The sequence below is a fragment of the Gallibacterium anatis DSM 16844 = F 149 genome (genome assembly GCF_000379785.1).
Lineage (GTDB): Bacteria > Pseudomonadota > Gammaproteobacteria > Enterobacterales > Pasteurellaceae > Gallibacterium > Gallibacterium anatis.
The window spans coordinates 1-16621 of the sequence record NZ_KB903675.1 but is presented as its reverse complement, the minus strand read 5'-3'; the positions used below and the strand labels follow the sequence as shown (position 1 = coordinate 16621).

Genomic DNA, 16621 nt, shown 5'->3' with positions numbered 1-16621 from the left:
AGGAAGCTCTCATTATGATGGAGAAACTGCGTGGCTATACACATAGTATGGTCTGGAAAGTATTAATGTCGGTCATTGCTATTTCATTTGTGTTGAGTGGTGTTGCCGGTTATTTAATTTCTCGTCAAAACACCTCGGCGGCAACCGTAAATGGTGTTGAAATTTCCCAACGTCTTTTCCAACAACAATATCAAAGCCAATATCAACAGCTGGCGATGCAGATGGGGGATAAATTTGCAGCAGTAGCGGATTCTGCTGAATTTACCAACGGTTTGCGTCATTCCGTATTGGATCGTTTAATTGATGATGAGTTGTTACGCCAATACAGCAAAGAGTTGGGATTGGGTGTCGGCGATGAAGCGATTAAGCAGGCGATCGTAATGAATCCGGCATTCCAAAAAGATGGCCAGTTCGATAACGCAGTTTATCAACAATTGTTAGCGAATAATAATCTCACACCGGATCAATATGCGGAAATTGTGCGTCAGGATTTAGTGTTATCACAATTAATGGGTTCTTTATTGGCGAGTGATTTCTTAACCGAAGCACAGCAACAACAATTTGTGAAATTGTTCTTTCAGAAGAGAAGTGTTCGTTTAGCAACTTTCCCGGTAGCGGATTTAGCAGCTAAACAGACCATTTCAGATCAGGAAATTGAGAAATATTACAATGATCATAAGGCAGCTTTTGCCACACCTGAATTGGTTAAAGTGCAATATATTGATGTCAATAAAGATAAATTGGCAAAAGATCTGAAAGTGAGTGATGTTGAAGTTGCTCAATATTATCAAGACAATAAATCTCAATTTATGGGGCAGGCAAAACAGCATATTGCGCATATTCAAGTAAATACACAGGCGGAAGCGGATGATATTTACAACAAATTGCAACAGGGTGCAGATTTTGCCGAGTTAGCGAAAAAATATTCTATTGACCGTTTAACAGCAGTTAACGGCGGTGATTTAAGTTGGGTGGTTGCTGGACAGTTACCGAAAGCATTTGAAACGGCGGCTGACAACACTGCAGTCGGTGCTTACAGCAAACCGACAAAAGTGGATGATAAATATCACATTATTAAAGTGTTGGCACGCAATGAAGCGACCGTATTACCGTTAGAAGAGGTCAAAAGCCGAATTACCGATCTTGTGCGTCAGGATTTAGCGGAACGTAAATATTTCAGTGTTGAAAAAGCGGTTGCGGATAAAGCCTTTGAAGATCAAAGCGGTTTAGCGACAGCTGCCAAAGAGGGCAATTTAACCGTTGAAGAAACCGGTTATTTTGCGCGCGATGATGTGCCGGCGGCATTGAATTTTAGCAATGTGATTAGCGAAATGTTCAGTCCGGAATTGGTGCAAGGCGGAATGAACTCACAAATGATTAGTGTTGGTGAAAATCACAGTGTTATTTTCCGCGTGGTCGACTATAAAGCGGCAGGAACTAAGCCTTTAGCAGAAGCAAAAACACAAATTACCGCCTTATTACAGCGTGAAAAAGCAGAAAATATTGAGTTGGAGCGTGTTAAAGCATTGGTTGCTAAATTACAAGCCGGAGATAACAGTGCGGTTGAATTCAAACAAAATTTGACGACAGTTTATGCGGAAAGCAAAAATCCGGCGTTGGATAAACAGATTTTTGCAATGCCGTTACCGACAGCAGGTAAACCAAGCTATCACGTTGGTGTTGATCAAAATGGGGATATTGTTGCGATTGCATTGGATAAAGTTGAAGATGGTCAACTATCAGCCGAACAACAAAAAGCATTTGTTTCACAATTAATGCAGTTCCGTGTGAATGACTTACAGGCAACATTATTGAAGGCTTTGCGTGAAAAAGCAAAAATTGAAATTAATCAGGAAATGTTGGATCAGCTGCAAGAATAAATGACGGTTGATTGAATAATTAACACCAAAATAGCGCCTCATTAGGGTTTCCTCGTGAGGCGATATTTTTAGGAGAGCAGAATGGATTTACAGCAACTTATTTCTCTTGATCGTGAACATATTTGGCATCCTTATACGTCTATGCTTGAACCGGCAGCAGTGTATCCGGTGGAACGGGCAGACGGTGTCATTATTACGTTAAAAGATGGGCGTAAATTGATTGACGGAATGTCTTCGTGGTGGGCGGCGTTGCACGGATATAATCATCCGGAGCTGAATCAGGCGGTGCAACAACAAATCAGTAAAATGAGCCATATTATGTTTGGCGGTTTTACTCATGAACCGGCGGTAGAATTGGCACAAACACTGCTTTCTATTTTGCCGCCATCACTGGATAAGATTTTCTTTGCTGATAGCGGTTCGGTGGCTGTTGAAGTGGCAATGAAAATGGCAATTCAATATCAACAGGCGAAAGGTGAAAGTAATCGTTATCAGTTTGCTACCATTCGTTCCGGTTATCACGGCGATACTTGGCACGCAATGTCAGTTTGCGATCCGGTTACCGGAATGCATTCACTTTTCAGTAAAAGTTTGCCGATTCAATATTTCTTGCCGCAGCCACCGATAAAGTTTGATCAGGCGTGGCAGGAGCAAGCCATTTTACCGTTACAGGATTTGTTGGAAAAACATCATCAAACCATTGCCGGTTTGATTCTTGAGCCGATTGTGCAAGGTGCGGGCGGAATGTATTTTTATTCCCCTGTTTATTTACAGAAAGCTAAAGCATTATGCGAACAGTATGGTGTTTTGCTTATTTTTGATGAAATTGCAACCGGTTTCGGACGAACCGGGAAATTATTTGCCTATCAGCACGCCAATGTGATTCCGGATATTATCTGTATTGGTAAGGCGTTAACCGGCGGTTATATGACCTTGTCGGCAACTATCACTTCCAAACAGGTGGCAGAAACCATCTGTGCCGGTGAGGCAAAATGTTTTATGCACGGCCCGACTTTTATGGGAAATCCATTAGCTTGTGCAGTGGCAAATGCCTCAATTAAATTATTATTACAGAGTGATTGGCAGGCACGGATACAACGAATCGAACAGCAATTAAAACAGGGCTTGGCGGAGGCGGCGCAATGGGATTGTGTGCAGGAAGTAAGAGTGTTGGGCGCAATCGGGGTGATTGAAATGAAACAAGCGGTGAATATGGCAACCTTACAGCCTAAATTCGTTGAGCAAGGGGTTTGGTTGCGTCCATTCGGTAAACTGGTTTATGTGATGCCGCCATTTATTATTAGTGAAACTGAACTGGCGCAATTAATTTCAGGGTTATTGTCAGCCTTAAAAGTAGAGTATCAAATTGAAGAATAGTTAAAAAATATGTCGGAATTTCAAACAAAAACAGCAACAAAATCTCAGCGCAATGTGAGGCATAAAAACGCAAACAGAGCACCATTGGCAGCGTGGCAAAAACAATTATTATCCGAACTGGATCAGGTGATGTTGGCGGATAAATATTTGTTAGCGGCGAGAATAAAAAAAGCACCGGTACAGGCAAAAGCGGAATTACAGGCTTTATTAACCGATGCGGTTGAAACAGCGAAGCAAAAATTATTGCAACGACAACAGCGTCCGTTACAAATCGCTTTCCCGCAAGATTTACCGGTGAGCCAACGTAGCGAGGAGATTATGCGTGCCATCGCTACGCATCAAGTGGTGGTGATTGCCGGAGAAACCGGCTCGGGTAAAACTACGCAGATTCCTAAAATGTGTTTAGCCTTGGGATTAGGCAAAAAGGGATTTATCGGGCATACGCAACCGCGTCGTATTGCCGCACGTTCCGTCGCCACCAGAATTGCAGAAGAGTTGCAAACCGAGCTTGGTGATATTGTCGGTTATAAGGTGCGTTTTAATGATCAAGTCAGTGAAAATACACAGATAAAATTGATGACCGATGGTATTTTATTGGCGGAAATTCAGTCAGATCGTTATTTAAATCAATATGACGTGTTGATTATTGATGAAGCCCACGAGCGTAGTCTGAATAATGATTTTATTTTGGGCTATTTAAAGCAGTTATTGCCGCGAAGACCAGATTTAAAAGTGATCATTACTTCAGCGACCATTGATGTTGAGCGTTTTGCTAAACATTTTAATAATGCACCGATTATAGAGGTTTCGGGGCGGACTTATCCGGTTGAGGTGCGGTATCGACCAATTGCGGAGAGTGAAGATCAAGATCAGCTGCAAGCGATCTTTGATGCGGTAGATGAATTACAGGCGGAGGGGCGTGGCGATATTTTAATTTTTATGAATGGTGAACGTGAAATTCGTGATACCGCAGAAGCCTTAGAAAAAAGAGAATTACGCCATACTGAAATTTTGCCGCTTTATGCGCGTTTATCGGCACAGGAACAGAATCGCATTTTCCATCCGGGAGCTTTAAATCGCATTATTTTAGCCACTAACGTTGCGGAAACCTCTTTGACTGTTCCCGGAATTAAATATGTGATTGATCCCGGCACCGCAAGAATTTCACGTTACAGTTATCGCACCAAAGTACAGCGATTGCCGATCGAGCCGATTTCACAGGCTTCGGCAAATCAGCGTAAAGGGCGTTGCGGACGTGTCAGTGAAGGGATTTGTATTCGTCTTTATTCAGAAGAGGATTTTAATAGCAGACCGCAATTTACTGATCCGGAAATTTTGCGTACCAACCTTGCCTCGGTCATTTTGCAAATGACCGCATTAGGGCTGGATGATATTGAATCATTTCCCTTTGTGGATGCCCCGGATCGCCGCCAAATTCAAGACGGATTACGTTTATTGGATGAGTTGCAGGCTTTCAGAACGGTGAAAGGGCGTTATGGTGATAAACGAGTTTTAACGGAAAGCGGACGACAACTGGCACGTTTACCGGTTGATCCTCGTTTGGCAAAAATGGTGTTGATGGCAGCAAGCAATGGCAGTTTGCGTGAAGTATTGGTGATCGTTGCCGCATTGTCGATCCAAGATCCGAGAGAAAGACCGCTTGATAAACAGCAATCAGCGGACGATAAGCACCGCCGTTTTGCCGATAAACATTCCGACTTTTTGGCTTTTGTCAATTTATGGCGTTATATTCAAGAGCAGCAAAAACAGCTCTCTCGCAATCAGTTTAGACGCTTGTGTCAGAAAGATTACCTCAATTATTTGCGTATTCGTGAATGGCAGGAGATTTATCATCAGCTACGTTTAAGCGTGCGGGAGATGGGGCTTGCGATCAATACTGAAGCAGCAGAATATATGCCGATTCACACCGCATTATTAGCCGGCTTGCTCTCACATATTGGTAGTAAAGAGGCAGAAAAACAGCAATATCTTGGTGCAAGAAATGCCCATTTTTCGATTTTTCCGGCGTCAGTATTGTTTAAAAAACAACCGAAATGGTGTATGGCAGCAGAATTGGTCGAAACCTCTAAATTATGGGGTAGAGTGGTCGCTGCGATTGAGGCGGAATGGATTGAGCCGTTGGCACAGCATTTGATGAAAAAAAGTTATCACGAGCCGCATTGGTCGAAGAAACAAGGTGCGGTTTTAGCCAGTGAAAAAGTGACGCTATACGGCGTACCGATTGTACAGGCGAGAACGGTGAATTACAGTGCCATTGATCCGTTGACTTGTCGTGAAATTTTTATTCGTTCCGCATTGGTGGAGGGAGATTGGTACACTAAACATAAATTCTTCTTTGAAAATCAGAAACTTATCAAAGAAGTGGAAGAGTTGGAACATAAAACTCGCCGTCGTGATATTTTAGTCAGCGAGCAGGCGTTGTTTGATTTTTATGATCAGCGTATTCCAACGGAAGTGGTATCGCAACGCCATTTTGATCGTTGGTGGCAACAGGCACAGAAGAAAGATGCAGAATTGCTCAATTTTGAAAAGTCATTCCTGTTGAATGATGAAACCTCGGTCAGTACCTTAGATTTCCCTAATTTTTGGCATCAAGGCAATCTAAAACTGAAGTTAAGTTATCAGTTTGAGCCGGGAACGGATGCGGATGGCGTAACCGTGCATATTCCATTGCCGTTACTCAACCAGATCGAATTAAATGGATTTGAATGGCAAATTCCAGGGTTGCGTCAGGAGTTGGTGGTAGCATTGATTAAATCTTTGCCGAAAGCATTGCGCCGTAATTTTGTACCGGCACCGAATTATGCCGAAGCCTTTTTGGCGCGAGTGGCACCCTTGGAAAAACCATTGGTGGAAAGTTTAAGTGAACAGCTACGCAAAATGACCGGTGTTTGGGTTGAACCGACCGAATGGAATTGGCAGCAAGTGCCGTCACATTTGAAAATGAGTTTTCGCGTGATTGATGAAAAAGGACGTAAAATTGCAGAAAGCAACGATCTTGATGCTTTAAAAGTCTCTTTAAAAGATCAAGTGCAGCAAAGTATTGCTGAAGTGGCAGATGACGGCATTGAGCAGAGCGGTATTCATATTTGGAATTTTGATACTTTGCCGCAATACTATGAGCAAAAAAAACGTGGCTTCAGTATCAAAGCCTATCCGGCAATTGTTGATGAGAAGGAGTCGGTCGGTATTAAATTGTTTGAAACGGAATTTGAACAGCAACGTGCGATGCGTCAAGGATTGCGCCGTCTGTTGCTGTTGAATGTGCCTTCACCGATAAAATATTTACACGAAAAATTACCGAATAAAGCAAAATTAGGGCTTTATTTCACCCCGTTTGGCACAGTATTGCAGCTTATTGATGACTGTATTGCTTGTGCGGTGGATAAATTAATCAGCGATTTTGGCGGTGTGGTTTGGCAGGAGCAGCAATTTGAGCAGTTGCGGGATTTTGTTCGCGAAAATTTAAATGATGTTACGGTCGATATTGCACAAAAAGTTGAGCAGATTTTAACGTTGGCATATGAAATTAATAAACGGATGAAAGGGCGTTTGGATTTTAATTTGGCGTTTGCTTTATCCGATATTAAAACGCAGCTTAACCATTTGATTTATCCGGGTTTTGTGGCGAAGAGCGGTTATAAACGCTTAGCAGATTTATTACGCTATTTGCAAGCGATTGATAAACGGCTTGATAAAGTGGCACAGGATGTCAATCGTGATCGTGCCTTAATGTTGAAAATAGAGAGCGTGCAGCAAGCTTATAAACAGCTATTGAATAAATTGCCGAAATCTAAACCGATCAGTGATGAAATTTTGGAAGTTCGTTATATGATTGAGGAGTTACGTGTCAGCCTCTTTGCACAGCAGTTAAAAACCGCATATCCGATCTCAGATAAGCGTATTTTTAATTTGTTACAACAGTTAGGCTGATTTTTCACAACCGTTTTGCAATGAAATATTTTATTTTCCCCCTTTCTATCTGCTTTGTATCAGGTAGTATAGGGGAGTGAATAAAATAAATTATTTATGAAGGAGGCAATATGCATTGTCCGTTTTGTTCAGCGCCGGAAACGAAAGTGATTGATAGTCGTCTTGTTTCCGAAGGCTATCAAGTCAGACGTCGCCGTGAATGCACCCAGTGCAAAGAGCGTTTTACCACTTTTGAATCTGCGGAATTGGTGATTCCTCGTATTATTAAGAATAACGGCAATCGTGAACCTTTTAATGAGGAAAAATTGCGTGCCGGTATTTATCACGCATTGGAGAAACGTCCGGTTAGTGAAATGCAGATTGAGGCGGCGGTCAACCGCATAATGCATACATTGCAAGCCACCGGTGAGCGAGAAGTGCCAAGCAAAATGGTTGGTACATTGGTAATGAATGAGTTGAAAAAAATGGATAAAGTTGCCTATATCCGTTTTGCATCGGTTTATCTCAGTTTTGATGATATTAAACAGTTCAGTGAAGAAATAGACAAACTAAATAAAGAATAATGCAAAATTTTGAATTTTCACAGCAAGATCACCAATTTATGGCATTGGCGATTGAATTGGCAAAAAAAGGGCGTTTTACTTGCACACCTAATCCGGCAGTCGGTTGTGTGTTGGTTAAAAATGGGGAAATTGTCGGTAAAGGTTATCACGAAAAAGCCGGTGAGCCTCACGCAGAAGTGATGGCAATGCGAGAGGCGGGAGAAAAAGCGAACGGAGCGACAGCTTATGTTACACTCGAGCCCTGTTCCCATTACGGTAGAACGCCGCCTTGTGCCAAAGGGCTGATTGAAGCCGGGGTCAAGCGTGTGGTGGCAGCAATGCAAGATCCGAATCCGCAAGTTGCCGGACGTGGGTTAAAAATGCTGGCGGATGCCGGTATTGAAACGGCGGTCGGGCTATTACAACAGCAAGCGGAACAGTTGAACAAAGGGTTTTTAAAAAGAATGCGTACCGGTTTCCCTTATGTGCAACTGAAAATGGCGATCAGCATTGACGGTCGTACTGCGATGGCGAATGGCGAAAGCCAATGGATTACAGGTGAAGCGGCACGGCAGGATGTGCAGCAATATCGCGCAATGGCATCTGCAATTTTATCCAGCAGTAAGACCGTATTGACGGATAATGCCGCGTTAAATGTGCGTTGGCAACAATTACCGCTTGAGGTGCAATCGATTTATCCGCAAGCAAAATTACGTCAACCATTGCGTGTTATTTTAGATTCTCAACATCAAATTGAGCCTAAAGGGCGGCTGTTTGAAAGCGAAAGCCCCATTTTATTGGTCAGTCCGAGCGCACGAAATATGGCACATTTCCCGGCATTTTGTCAGCAGCAGCAATTAGTGGAAAGCCCTTATTATTTGACGGATTTACTTAATTTGCTAGGGAAACAGCAGATCAATTCAGTTTGGGTGGAGGCAGGTGCAACGTTAGCCGGAGCGTTAATTGAAGCAGGTTTGGTGGATGAATTAATTGTTTATATTGCCCCGAAATTGTTGGGAGATCAGGCAAAAGGGCTTTGTCATTTGCCACAATTGCAACATCTCAAAGATGCACCACAATGGCGTTTAGCTGACGTCAGCCTAATCGGTGATGATGTTAAATTAGTGTATATTAAATAAGCAAATGGCGTGTTGTTTATAAGGACTATAAGTAACACGCCATAATTACTGCATTTTCACGCCCACCGCCGGCGACTGGATAATAATTTTTCCGGATGGAAACTTCGTTAAAGCCAAGATTTTCATACAATTTTCTTGCTTTTTGATTCGATTCTCTCACTTCCAGCCACAAGGTTGTAATCCCTTTTGCCATTAATTCGCACATTAAATGTTGTAACAGCGCTTTGCCAAAGCCATTGCCTTGAAACTGCGGATCAATTGCAATATTAAACAGTGTTGCCTCATCAAGAACCGTCTGGCAGATACAAAATCCGATAATATTGTTTTGATGAAGAATTTTAAAATTCAGGTAATTATCGCCCTGATTATTTTTGAGTGTGCCTAAGCTCCAAGGCACGCTGTGTGCAGCTTGTTCGATTTGAAACAATTGTGTGAAATCGTGATCAGTGATGGTTTGAAATTGTGTTTTCATTTTGTAAAAAGTGCCGGATTTGTTGCCAAATTGTGCGTTTTTGTTGAACGGACAAGGTTAATGTTGAATTTAATGAAATGATTTGTGTGGCAATTTTGGCTAATGCTGAGTTTTGAAATTGTGGTAAACAATCTTCAACACAAAACACGAGCAGTGGATGATCGCTTTCTAAACGTTGTAATTGTTGACTGTTTATAATTAAGGCTTTATCAGCAGTTGTTTCTGCCGCACGTAATAAATCTTGGATTAACTGTGACGCTGTTATTGAGTGCTGTTCTGACAGAATAATGGTATGAATGTTAGCCGGTACATTAATGATACCTACACCCTGTAACACTTCAGGATGTACTAATTGCCAAAGGGTAATGCCCATTTCTTGCAGTAACAATTCTCGTCTGTTTATCATTTTTTTCTCCAAAATTTAATGCTGCTAATCATAGCATTTTTGTTTTAGAAATACAGATCAAAGGCAATAAAGACCGCACAATTTTAGAGATAGCATTTTCCTCTATTTCCGTGAATTTTAAATCCCTCTTTCACAAATGTATCGTCATTGTTAAAATAGCGCCTACATAATAAGGAGAGGTAGATGAACACAATTTCATTGGAAGCTCAACAAGTTAGAGCTGCTTTATCGGCAAAAGGTTTGGAAACACCGATGGTGCCGCGCGTGGGGACGCAGGATGAACGTCGCCAAAAAATCGAACAGCATATGAAAGAGGTGATGACGATTCTTGGCTTAGATTTAAGAGATGACAGCTTGGAAGAAACACCGAAACGTTTGGCGAAAATGTATCTGGACGAAATTTTTAGCGGTTTGGATTACCATAATTTTCCGAAAATTACTCGGATTGAAAACAGAATGAATGTCAGCGAAATGGTGTTGGTGAATGATATTAATTTAACCAGCACCTGTGAACATCATTTTGTAACTTTTTCAGGTAAAGTGTCGGTGGCTTATTATCCTAAAAAATGGGTAATCGGGTTATCAAAAATTAATCGTGTTGTCGATTTTTTTGCACAACGTCCGCAAGTTCAGGAAAGATTAACCGAACAGATTTTAACCGCATTTCAAACCATTTTAGAAACGGATGATGTGGCAGTGTATGTTAGAGCAACTCACTTTTGTGTGAAATGTCGAGGGGTTCGCGATGCAAATAGTTTTACTGTGACTTCCGCTTATGGCGGCATTTTCAGTCAGGATCGAGCGACTAAACAGGAATTTTTGTCATTGATATCAAAATAGTTTAAATTTTAAAATTTTATTGCTATTGATGCTGTGATATACTTTCGCCCGCAATAACTTGCGGGTATTTTATTGCAATTTTTGCTATCAAATAGTGTTTCGTTTCGCTATTGAAGTAGAAATAGCAATAAAGTTCGAAAATAAACATTAACACAAGTAACCTCTCGTATGGGTTACCACTGTAAGGATTTTTATTATGCCAATTATTACATTACCTGACGGATCTCAACGTCAATTTGAACAACCAGTTACTGTGCTTGAAGTGGCACAAAGCATTGGTGCCGGTCTAGCCAAAGCGTGTATTGCCGGTCGTGTGAACGGCGTGCGTAAAGACGCTTGCGATTTAATCAACGAAGATGCAAATGTTGAAATTATTACCGCGAAAGATGAAGACGGTTTAGAAATTATTCGTCACTCCTGCGCTCACTTATTAGGCCACGCGCTAAAACAACTCTATCCGAATGCCAAAATGGCGATTGGACCAACGATTGAAAACGGCTTCTATTATGACATTGATCTTGACCATTCTTTAACAGCAGAAGATTTAGAGAAAATTGAAAAAAGAATGTTGGAATTGGCGAAAACCAATTACGACGTGATCAAAGAGCCGGTCTCTTGGCAAAAAGCACACGATGTGTTCGAACAACGTGGCGAGCCGTACAAAATGGCAATCTTAGAAGAAAATATTGAAAAAACCGCGACACCGGCACTTTATCATCACTTGGAATATATTGATATGTGTCGTGGTCCACACGTACCAAATATGCGTTTCTGTCATCACTTTAAATTACAAAAAGTGGCGGGGGCCTATTGGCGAGGCGACAGCAATAATAAGATGTTGCAACGTATTTATGGTACTGCTTGGGCAGATAAGAAACAGCTTGCCGAATATTTGAAACGCCTTGAAGAAGCGGCAAAACGTGATCACCGTAAAATCGGTAAAGCGCTGGATTTATACCATATGCAGGAAGAAGCGCCGGGAATGGTGTTCTGGCATAATGATGGTTGGACAATTTTCCGCGAATTGGAAACTTTTGTTCGCGCAAAATTAAAACAGTATGATTATCAAGAAGTTAAAGGTCCATTTATGATGGATCGTGTGCTTTGGGAAAAAACCGGTCACTGGCAGAACTATGGTGATTTAATGTTCACTACTTCATCAGAAAATCGTGAGTATGCGATCAAACCGATGAACTGTCCTGGACACGTGCAAATTTTTAACCAAGGTTTGAAATCTTATCGTGATTTACCGTTGCGTATGGCGGAATTCGGTTCTTGCCACCGTAATGAACCGTCAGGCTCTTTGCACGGCTTAATGCGTGTGCGTGGTTTCACTCAAGATGATGCCCATATTTTCTGTACTGAAAATCAGATTGAAAGCGAAGTTACTTCCTGTATCAAGATGGTTTACGATATTTATAGCACATTCGGCTTTACTGATATTTATGTCAAACTGTCAACTCGTCCTGAACACCGTATCGGTTCTGATGAAATGTGGGATCGTGCCGAAGCGGATTTGGCAAAAGCACTTGAACATAACGGCTTAGAATATGAAGTGCAGCCGGGCGAAGGCGCATTCTATGGTCCGAAATTGGAATTTGCTTTACGTGACAGCATCGGTCGTGAATGGCAGTGCGGTACCGTTCAGTTAGACTTCGCGTTACCGGGTCGTTTAAATGCCTCTTATGTGGCGGAAGATAACGAACGTAAAACACCGGTTATGATTCACCGCGCGATTTTAGGTTCAATTGAGCGTTTCATCGGTATTATTACCGAAGAGTATGCAGGTTTCTTCCCAGCGTGGTTGGCACCGACTCAAGCCGTGGTAATGAATATTACCGATGGCCAAGCGGATTATGTGCAAAACGTCGTTAAAACCTTATCTGATGCCGGATTACGCGTGAAATCAGATTTACGCAATGAAAAAATTGGTTTCAAAATCCGTGAACACACCTTAAAACGTGTGCCTTATATGTTGGTCTGTGGCGATAAAGAGATTGCCGAAGGCAAAGTGGCAGTTCGTACACGTAAAGGTGCGGATTTGGGAACTTTCACTGTGGAAGAGTTTACTGAGATCTTGAAAAATCAAGTAAGAAATCGTGATTTAAAACTTCTTGGTGAAGAGTAATCACAGAGATCGAGAATTGAAAAGCGACCGAATGGTCGCTTTTTTTATGATATATAGGACAAAAGGGCATATAGGACAAAATAGTTGGTCTTTTTGCACTTTATGCCAATCTATAAATTATGCGTTTTGGATTAGCTGTTCAATCTTTTTTAGACCGTTTAGTCGAGTTTCGCTTAAACGCTGATCAATTTTGAGTTGCTGCAATAACGGTGTGATTTGCAAGCTGGAACGTTGTGTTGTCGGCGTTTCCGAAAGAACAGTTTTAATGATGAATAAAATACCGTTTAAAATACGGGCATCACTGTAGGCGATACAGCGATCACCATCAAGTTTAAACCACAATCGGCTTTCACAGCCTTCAATCAGCGGTGTGTTGGCGAGAGTTTCATCATCAGGTTTTTCTAACTGTTTCGCCAGCAAAATTAAGTGTCGATAACGTTGTTCCCAAGTTTGAGCTTGTGCAAAAAGTTGTTGAATTTCAGTAAATGTCATTACTCCTCCAAAATAGCAAGCGCATTATCCAAAGCGGCAAAAAAACGCTCAATATCCTGTTGGTTATTATAAGGTGCAAAAGAGAGGCGCAAAGTGCCATACTGGTGCAGAAAATGCAAATAGGGCTGGGCACAATGTTGACCGGCACGCAGAGCGATCTGTTGTTCGCTTAACAGTGTGGATAAATCACTATTTTCAATGTTATCAAACACAAAACTGACAATATGCCCATCGTTGGCACTGAATATACGACAATGCGGATATTGCGCCAGACGCTGACGAGCCAGATTGGCTAAGGTTAATGTGTGATGAGCTAATGTGGCGTGATGGTATTGTTGTAGCCAAGCCAATACTGTACCAAAGCCAATAACGGCAGCAATATTAGGCGTTCCAGCCTCTAAACGATAAGGCAACGGCTGAAAGGTGCTGCTTTGCGGTGTGACGCTCTCTACCATTTTGCCGCCATAGAAGAGAGGTCGTAACTGTTCGAGCGCTGTTTTTTTCCCACTTAATACACCAAGCCCGGTAGGTCCGAACAGTTTATGTGCGGAAAAAGCAATAAAATCAATATCGAGTGTTTGCAAATTCATTTTATGTTGTAAAACCGCTTGTGCCGCATCAACAACAATAAATGCATTCGCTGCCAGTTGACGAATGAGTGTGCAAAATTGTTCAATCGGTTGGCTGTAGCCGGTAACATTTGATACCCAATTCAGTGCAACAATTTTGGTATTGGCGGATAATGCTTGCACTAACGCCTTTTCATCAATTTTATAATCTGCCTGTAATGGCAATACCGTTAATTGCAACTGTTTCTGCAATGCCAGCTGTTGCCAAATCACGAAATTAGCGTGGTGCTCCGCTTCACTAATGATGATTTGATCGCCTGCTTGTAGCAAATGAGCTAAACCATAAGCAACGGCATTAAGACTGTGTGTGGTACCGGAAGTCCAGACGATGCAATCTCGATCTTCTGCGCCGATAAAATCAGCTGCCAGCTGCCTTGCTTGTTCAAAATGTTGCGTTTGTTGCCAATCGTATTGACTGCGATGCACTGAGCCGGCGGAACGATAAAATTCGACTGTGGTATCAATCAATGCTTGCGGTCTTAATGTGGTTGCCGCTGAATCTAAGTAAACAGCGGCATTCTCTGCTTGAAAAAAAGGGAAATCGTGACGAAATTGTTCAATGGTGAAAGATTGCATAATTGCCCTTAACGACATAAGGAGTTACAAGGAATTCCGTCGTGGTTACCATCAAGATACTCTGCATTACACTGTTTAAAGAAAGCTGTTGCCTGTGCACAAGAACTGAAACTTTTACAGCTACGGCGTTGCTGACAATGTGAAGTGGCAGTAACTGTTTTTGCTTGATGTTTAGGCATAGCGATACTATCCAGTGTAGGTGCCGGCGGATTATCTAACTTTAAACTGGGGTTTTTACTATGTTTGCGCCAATTACTCGGGTAAATTGGGTTATCATCTTGCCATAAGCCACGGCGTTGTTGTCTGGCTTGTGCTTCGGCAGCCAAATATTGTTTATCGTGCATATATTGGCGATACGCCCAAGCTAATCCTTGTTGCACCATAATAAGATTGATATTTCTTCCTTGTGAATCAAATACTTCTGCAAGCACACGATGATACTGATCATATTCGCTTGAACTTAAACGCACCTGTTTTTTAAAAATTAATTGTGACAGTAATTGACGGGAGCGATCGCCGTAAGGCTGTTTTTTCTCCGGCGCATCTACCTGCGCAAGACGAACCTTAATCGTTTTATTGTTGGCTAGTAAACAGGTAAAAGTATCACCATCACTAATTGCTACCACTTGGCAGTTGATTTCTCGAGCAGCAAAAGTGTTTAACGTAAATAGCGAAAAAAATAAGATAATTAATAGTTTTTTCATCATAATTTCATTGATTAAAGTGTGACATAGATCACAAAATAGGAGTAGAATAGAGCCATATTATGGCATATTTCGATTAAAAATGTTTTATAAAATTTTTCAATTATTTCGTTCTATTGCAATTCTGTATGCAATGCTGTACCTCGGGGAAGCGATCAATTATCTGTTTCCGATCGGTATCCCTTCCAGTATTTGGGGATTATTACTGTTATTTATCTGTTTAGTTCTGAAACTGATTAAAAAAGAGTGGCTATTGCCAAGCAGTGCATTATTAATTCGTTATATGGCACTGCTTTTCATTCCTCTCAGCGTTGGCATCATTGATTATTTTGATGTATTGACGGAACAGGCAGTATCATTATTGATCCCGACAGTGGTCAGTACCTGTTTGGTCATTGTGATGACCGGTTTGTTGGCTGAATATCTGTATTCATACCGTTCTTTTGCCAGATTGAGAAAAAAAGCGGAAAAACGGGCAATGAGAGGTACAAAATGATTTATCTCTATTCCGTATTAACCATCGTCGTGTTTGCCATTGCGGTAACCATTAATAAGAAATTAAAATCTATCGTTTTCAACTCGTTCGTTTTAACGGTTTGTGCATTAGTTGCCATTTTATTGATTTTTCACATTCCTTATCATAGTTATATCGCCGGTAATAAACCGTTGAATATGCTGTTGGCGCCATCTATTGTTGCCTTGGCACTGCCTTTGTACGAACAGTTGCCACAGATTAAAAAATCGTGGCGCAGTATTTTATTTATTACCACGTTTGCTTCCGTATTTGCGATGTTGAGTGGGGCATTTATTGCGTTTTTGCTCGGTGCGAACAATCAAGTAATGGCGACATTGTTTGCTAAATCAATTACCACACCGTTAGCAATGGCAGTATCCCATACTATCGGAGGCGTGCCGACGATTACGGTGGTGTTAGTCATTATTGCCGGCTTGGTCGGTTCCGTATTCGGTTACAGTATTGTTAAACTGTTAAAATTAAAGCGCAGCGAAGCAATCGGTTTATCTATCGGCGCAGCCTCGCACGCATTGGGAACAGCCGCCTGTATGGATGTCGATAAAAAAGCAGGAACATTCAGTTCTATTTCGTTAGTGTTGTGCGGAGTGATTACCTCATTGTGTGCACCGTTGCTATTTGATCTGTTTTTAATTGTTATGAAGATTTTTTCTTAACCTCTGTAAAAATAAGCCCATCAGTTGCAATGATCTGCACCCCAAAAGTTGGACTTATTATCCAACAACATACAGAGGTGCAGATTTTTTATGACTAAATATAACCAAACATTTAAGCAACAAGTGGTAGATTTCTACTTTCAACACGAGGAAAGTCTTTCTTTAACCTGTCGTACATTTACAGTGTCTAAACGCACATTAAGGCGTTGGATTGCCCAATATCAACATTCAGGTATAAAGGGCTTAGCCGTGCTGCATACCAAACGAACCTACACCCCAGAGTTTAAATATCAC

General features: G+C 41.5%; 15 protein-coding genes. 10 read left to right on the top strand and 5 right to left on the bottom strand.

Annotated elements, in window-relative coordinates:
- Positions 1 to 14 precede the first annotated feature (14 nt).
- The 5 genes from ppiD (at position 15) to ribD (ending at position 8892) form a co-directional block, all read left to right on the top strand.
- Positions 15 to 1880, top strand: coding sequence for a peptidylprolyl isomerase (gene ppiD, locus A3EO_RS0101840; RefSeq protein ID WP_018345746.1), 1866 nt, complete (start codon positions 15 to 17; stop codon positions 1878 to 1880).
- A gap of 81 nt (positions 1881 to 1961) precedes the next feature.
- A complete protein-coding gene (gene bioA / locus A3EO_RS0101835; protein WP_018345745.1) occupies positions 1962 to 3257 on the top strand; it encodes an adenosylmethionine--8-amino-7-oxononanoate transaminase in 1296 nt (431 codons plus the stop codon).
- Between the two features lie 9 nt (positions 3258 to 3266).
- The gene (hrpA, locus tag A3EO_RS0101830; RefSeq protein ID WP_018345744.1) at positions 3267 to 7211 is read left to right on the top strand and encodes an ATP-dependent RNA helicase HrpA; all 3945 of its coding nucleotides are present in this window, start codon (positions 3267 to 3269) and stop codon (positions 7209 to 7211) included.
- 110 nt (positions 7212 to 7321) lie between these two features.
- Positions 7322 to 7774 (top strand): transcriptional regulator NrdR, encoded by a 453-nt coding sequence (gene nrdR, locus A3EO_RS0101825; RefSeq protein WP_013746959.1) that lies wholly within the window; start codon positions 7322 to 7324, stop codon positions 7772 to 7774.
- Complete coding sequence (gene ribD, locus A3EO_RS0101820) at positions 7774 to 8892, top strand: bifunctional diaminohydroxyphosphoribosylaminopyrimidine deaminase/5-amino-6-(5-phosphoribosylamino)uracil reductase RibD (RefSeq protein ID WP_018345743.1); 1119 nt, start codon at positions 7774 to 7776, stop codon at positions 8890 to 8892. The genes nrdR and ribD overlap by 1 nt, the downstream gene beginning before the upstream one ends.
- 25 nt (positions 8893 to 8917) lie before the next feature.
- Here ribD and rimI read toward each other — a convergent pair whose 3' ends face one another.
- Together rimI and A3EO_RS0101810 are read right to left on the bottom strand one after the other, a co-directional pair.
- Positions 8918 to 9364, bottom strand: coding sequence for a ribosomal protein S18-alanine N-acetyltransferase (gene rimI, locus A3EO_RS0101815; RefSeq protein ID WP_018345742.1), 447 nt, complete (start codon positions 9362 to 9364; stop codon positions 8918 to 8920).
- Complete coding sequence (locus tag A3EO_RS0101810) at positions 9336 to 9770, bottom strand: DNA polymerase III subunit psi (protein WP_013746962.1); 435 nt, start codon at positions 9768 to 9770, stop codon at positions 9336 to 9338. The genes rimI and A3EO_RS0101810 overlap by 29 nt, the downstream gene beginning before the upstream one ends.
- Positions 9771 to 9953: 183 nt before the next feature.
- Between A3EO_RS0101810 and folE the strand changes: the two genes are divergently transcribed.
- Positions 9954 to 10610, top strand: coding sequence for a GTP cyclohydrolase I FolE (folE, locus tag A3EO_RS0101805; protein WP_018345741.1), 657 nt, complete (start codon positions 9954 to 9956; stop codon positions 10608 to 10610).
- Positions 10611 to 10806: 196 nt separating this feature from the next.
- On the top strand, positions 10807 to 12738 hold the full coding sequence (gene thrS / locus A3EO_RS0101800; RefSeq protein WP_018345740.1) for a threonine--tRNA ligase: 1932 nt from the start codon (positions 10807 to 10809) through the stop codon (positions 12736 to 12738).
- A gap of 117 nt (positions 12739 to 12855) precedes the next feature.
- Here the strand turns inward: thrS and A3EO_RS0101795 are convergent, their stop codons facing one another.
- The 3 genes from A3EO_RS0101795 to A3EO_RS0101785 are packed head-to-tail and all read right to left on the bottom strand — an operon-like array spanning position 12856 to position 15142.
- Positions 12856 to 13230, bottom strand: coding sequence for a SufE family protein (locus A3EO_RS0101795; protein ID WP_018345739.1), 375 nt, complete (start codon positions 13228 to 13230; stop codon positions 12856 to 12858).
- Positions 13230 to 14453: an aminotransferase class V-fold PLP-dependent enzyme gene (locus tag A3EO_RS0101790; RefSeq protein ID WP_018345738.1), complete on the bottom strand. Its 1224-nt coding sequence runs from the start codon at positions 14451 to 14453 to the stop codon at positions 13230 to 13232. The genes A3EO_RS0101795 and A3EO_RS0101790 overlap by 1 nt, the downstream gene beginning before the upstream one ends.
- Positions 14444 to 15142: a thermonuclease family protein gene (locus tag A3EO_RS0101785; protein ID WP_231128962.1), complete on the bottom strand. Its 699-nt coding sequence runs from the start codon at positions 15140 to 15142 to the stop codon at positions 14444 to 14446. The genes A3EO_RS0101790 and A3EO_RS0101785 overlap by 10 nt, the downstream gene beginning before the upstream one ends.
- A 79-nt stretch (positions 15143 to 15221) precedes the next feature.
- On the opposite strand from A3EO_RS0101785, the gene A3EO_RS0101780 reads away from it, so the two are divergent.
- From A3EO_RS0101780 to A3EO_RS0101770, 3 genes are all read left to right on the top strand, one after another.
- Positions 15222 to 15635 carry a CidA/LrgA family protein gene (locus A3EO_RS0101780; protein ID WP_018345736.1) on the top strand — a complete coding sequence of 138 codons (414 nt, stop codon included), beginning with the start codon at positions 15222 to 15224 and terminating at the stop codon, positions 15633 to 15635.
- Complete coding sequence (locus tag A3EO_RS0101775) at positions 15632 to 16327, top strand: CidB/LrgB family autolysis modulator (RefSeq protein WP_013746970.1); 696 nt, start codon at positions 15632 to 15634, stop codon at positions 16325 to 16327. Before A3EO_RS0101780 ends, A3EO_RS0101775 begins: the two co-directional genes overlap by 4 nt.
- A gap of 90 nt (positions 16328 to 16417) precedes the next feature.
- The coding region (locus tag A3EO_RS0101770; protein WP_018345735.1) for a helix-turn-helix domain-containing protein at positions 16418 to 16621 on the top strand (204 nt) is incomplete at its 3' end.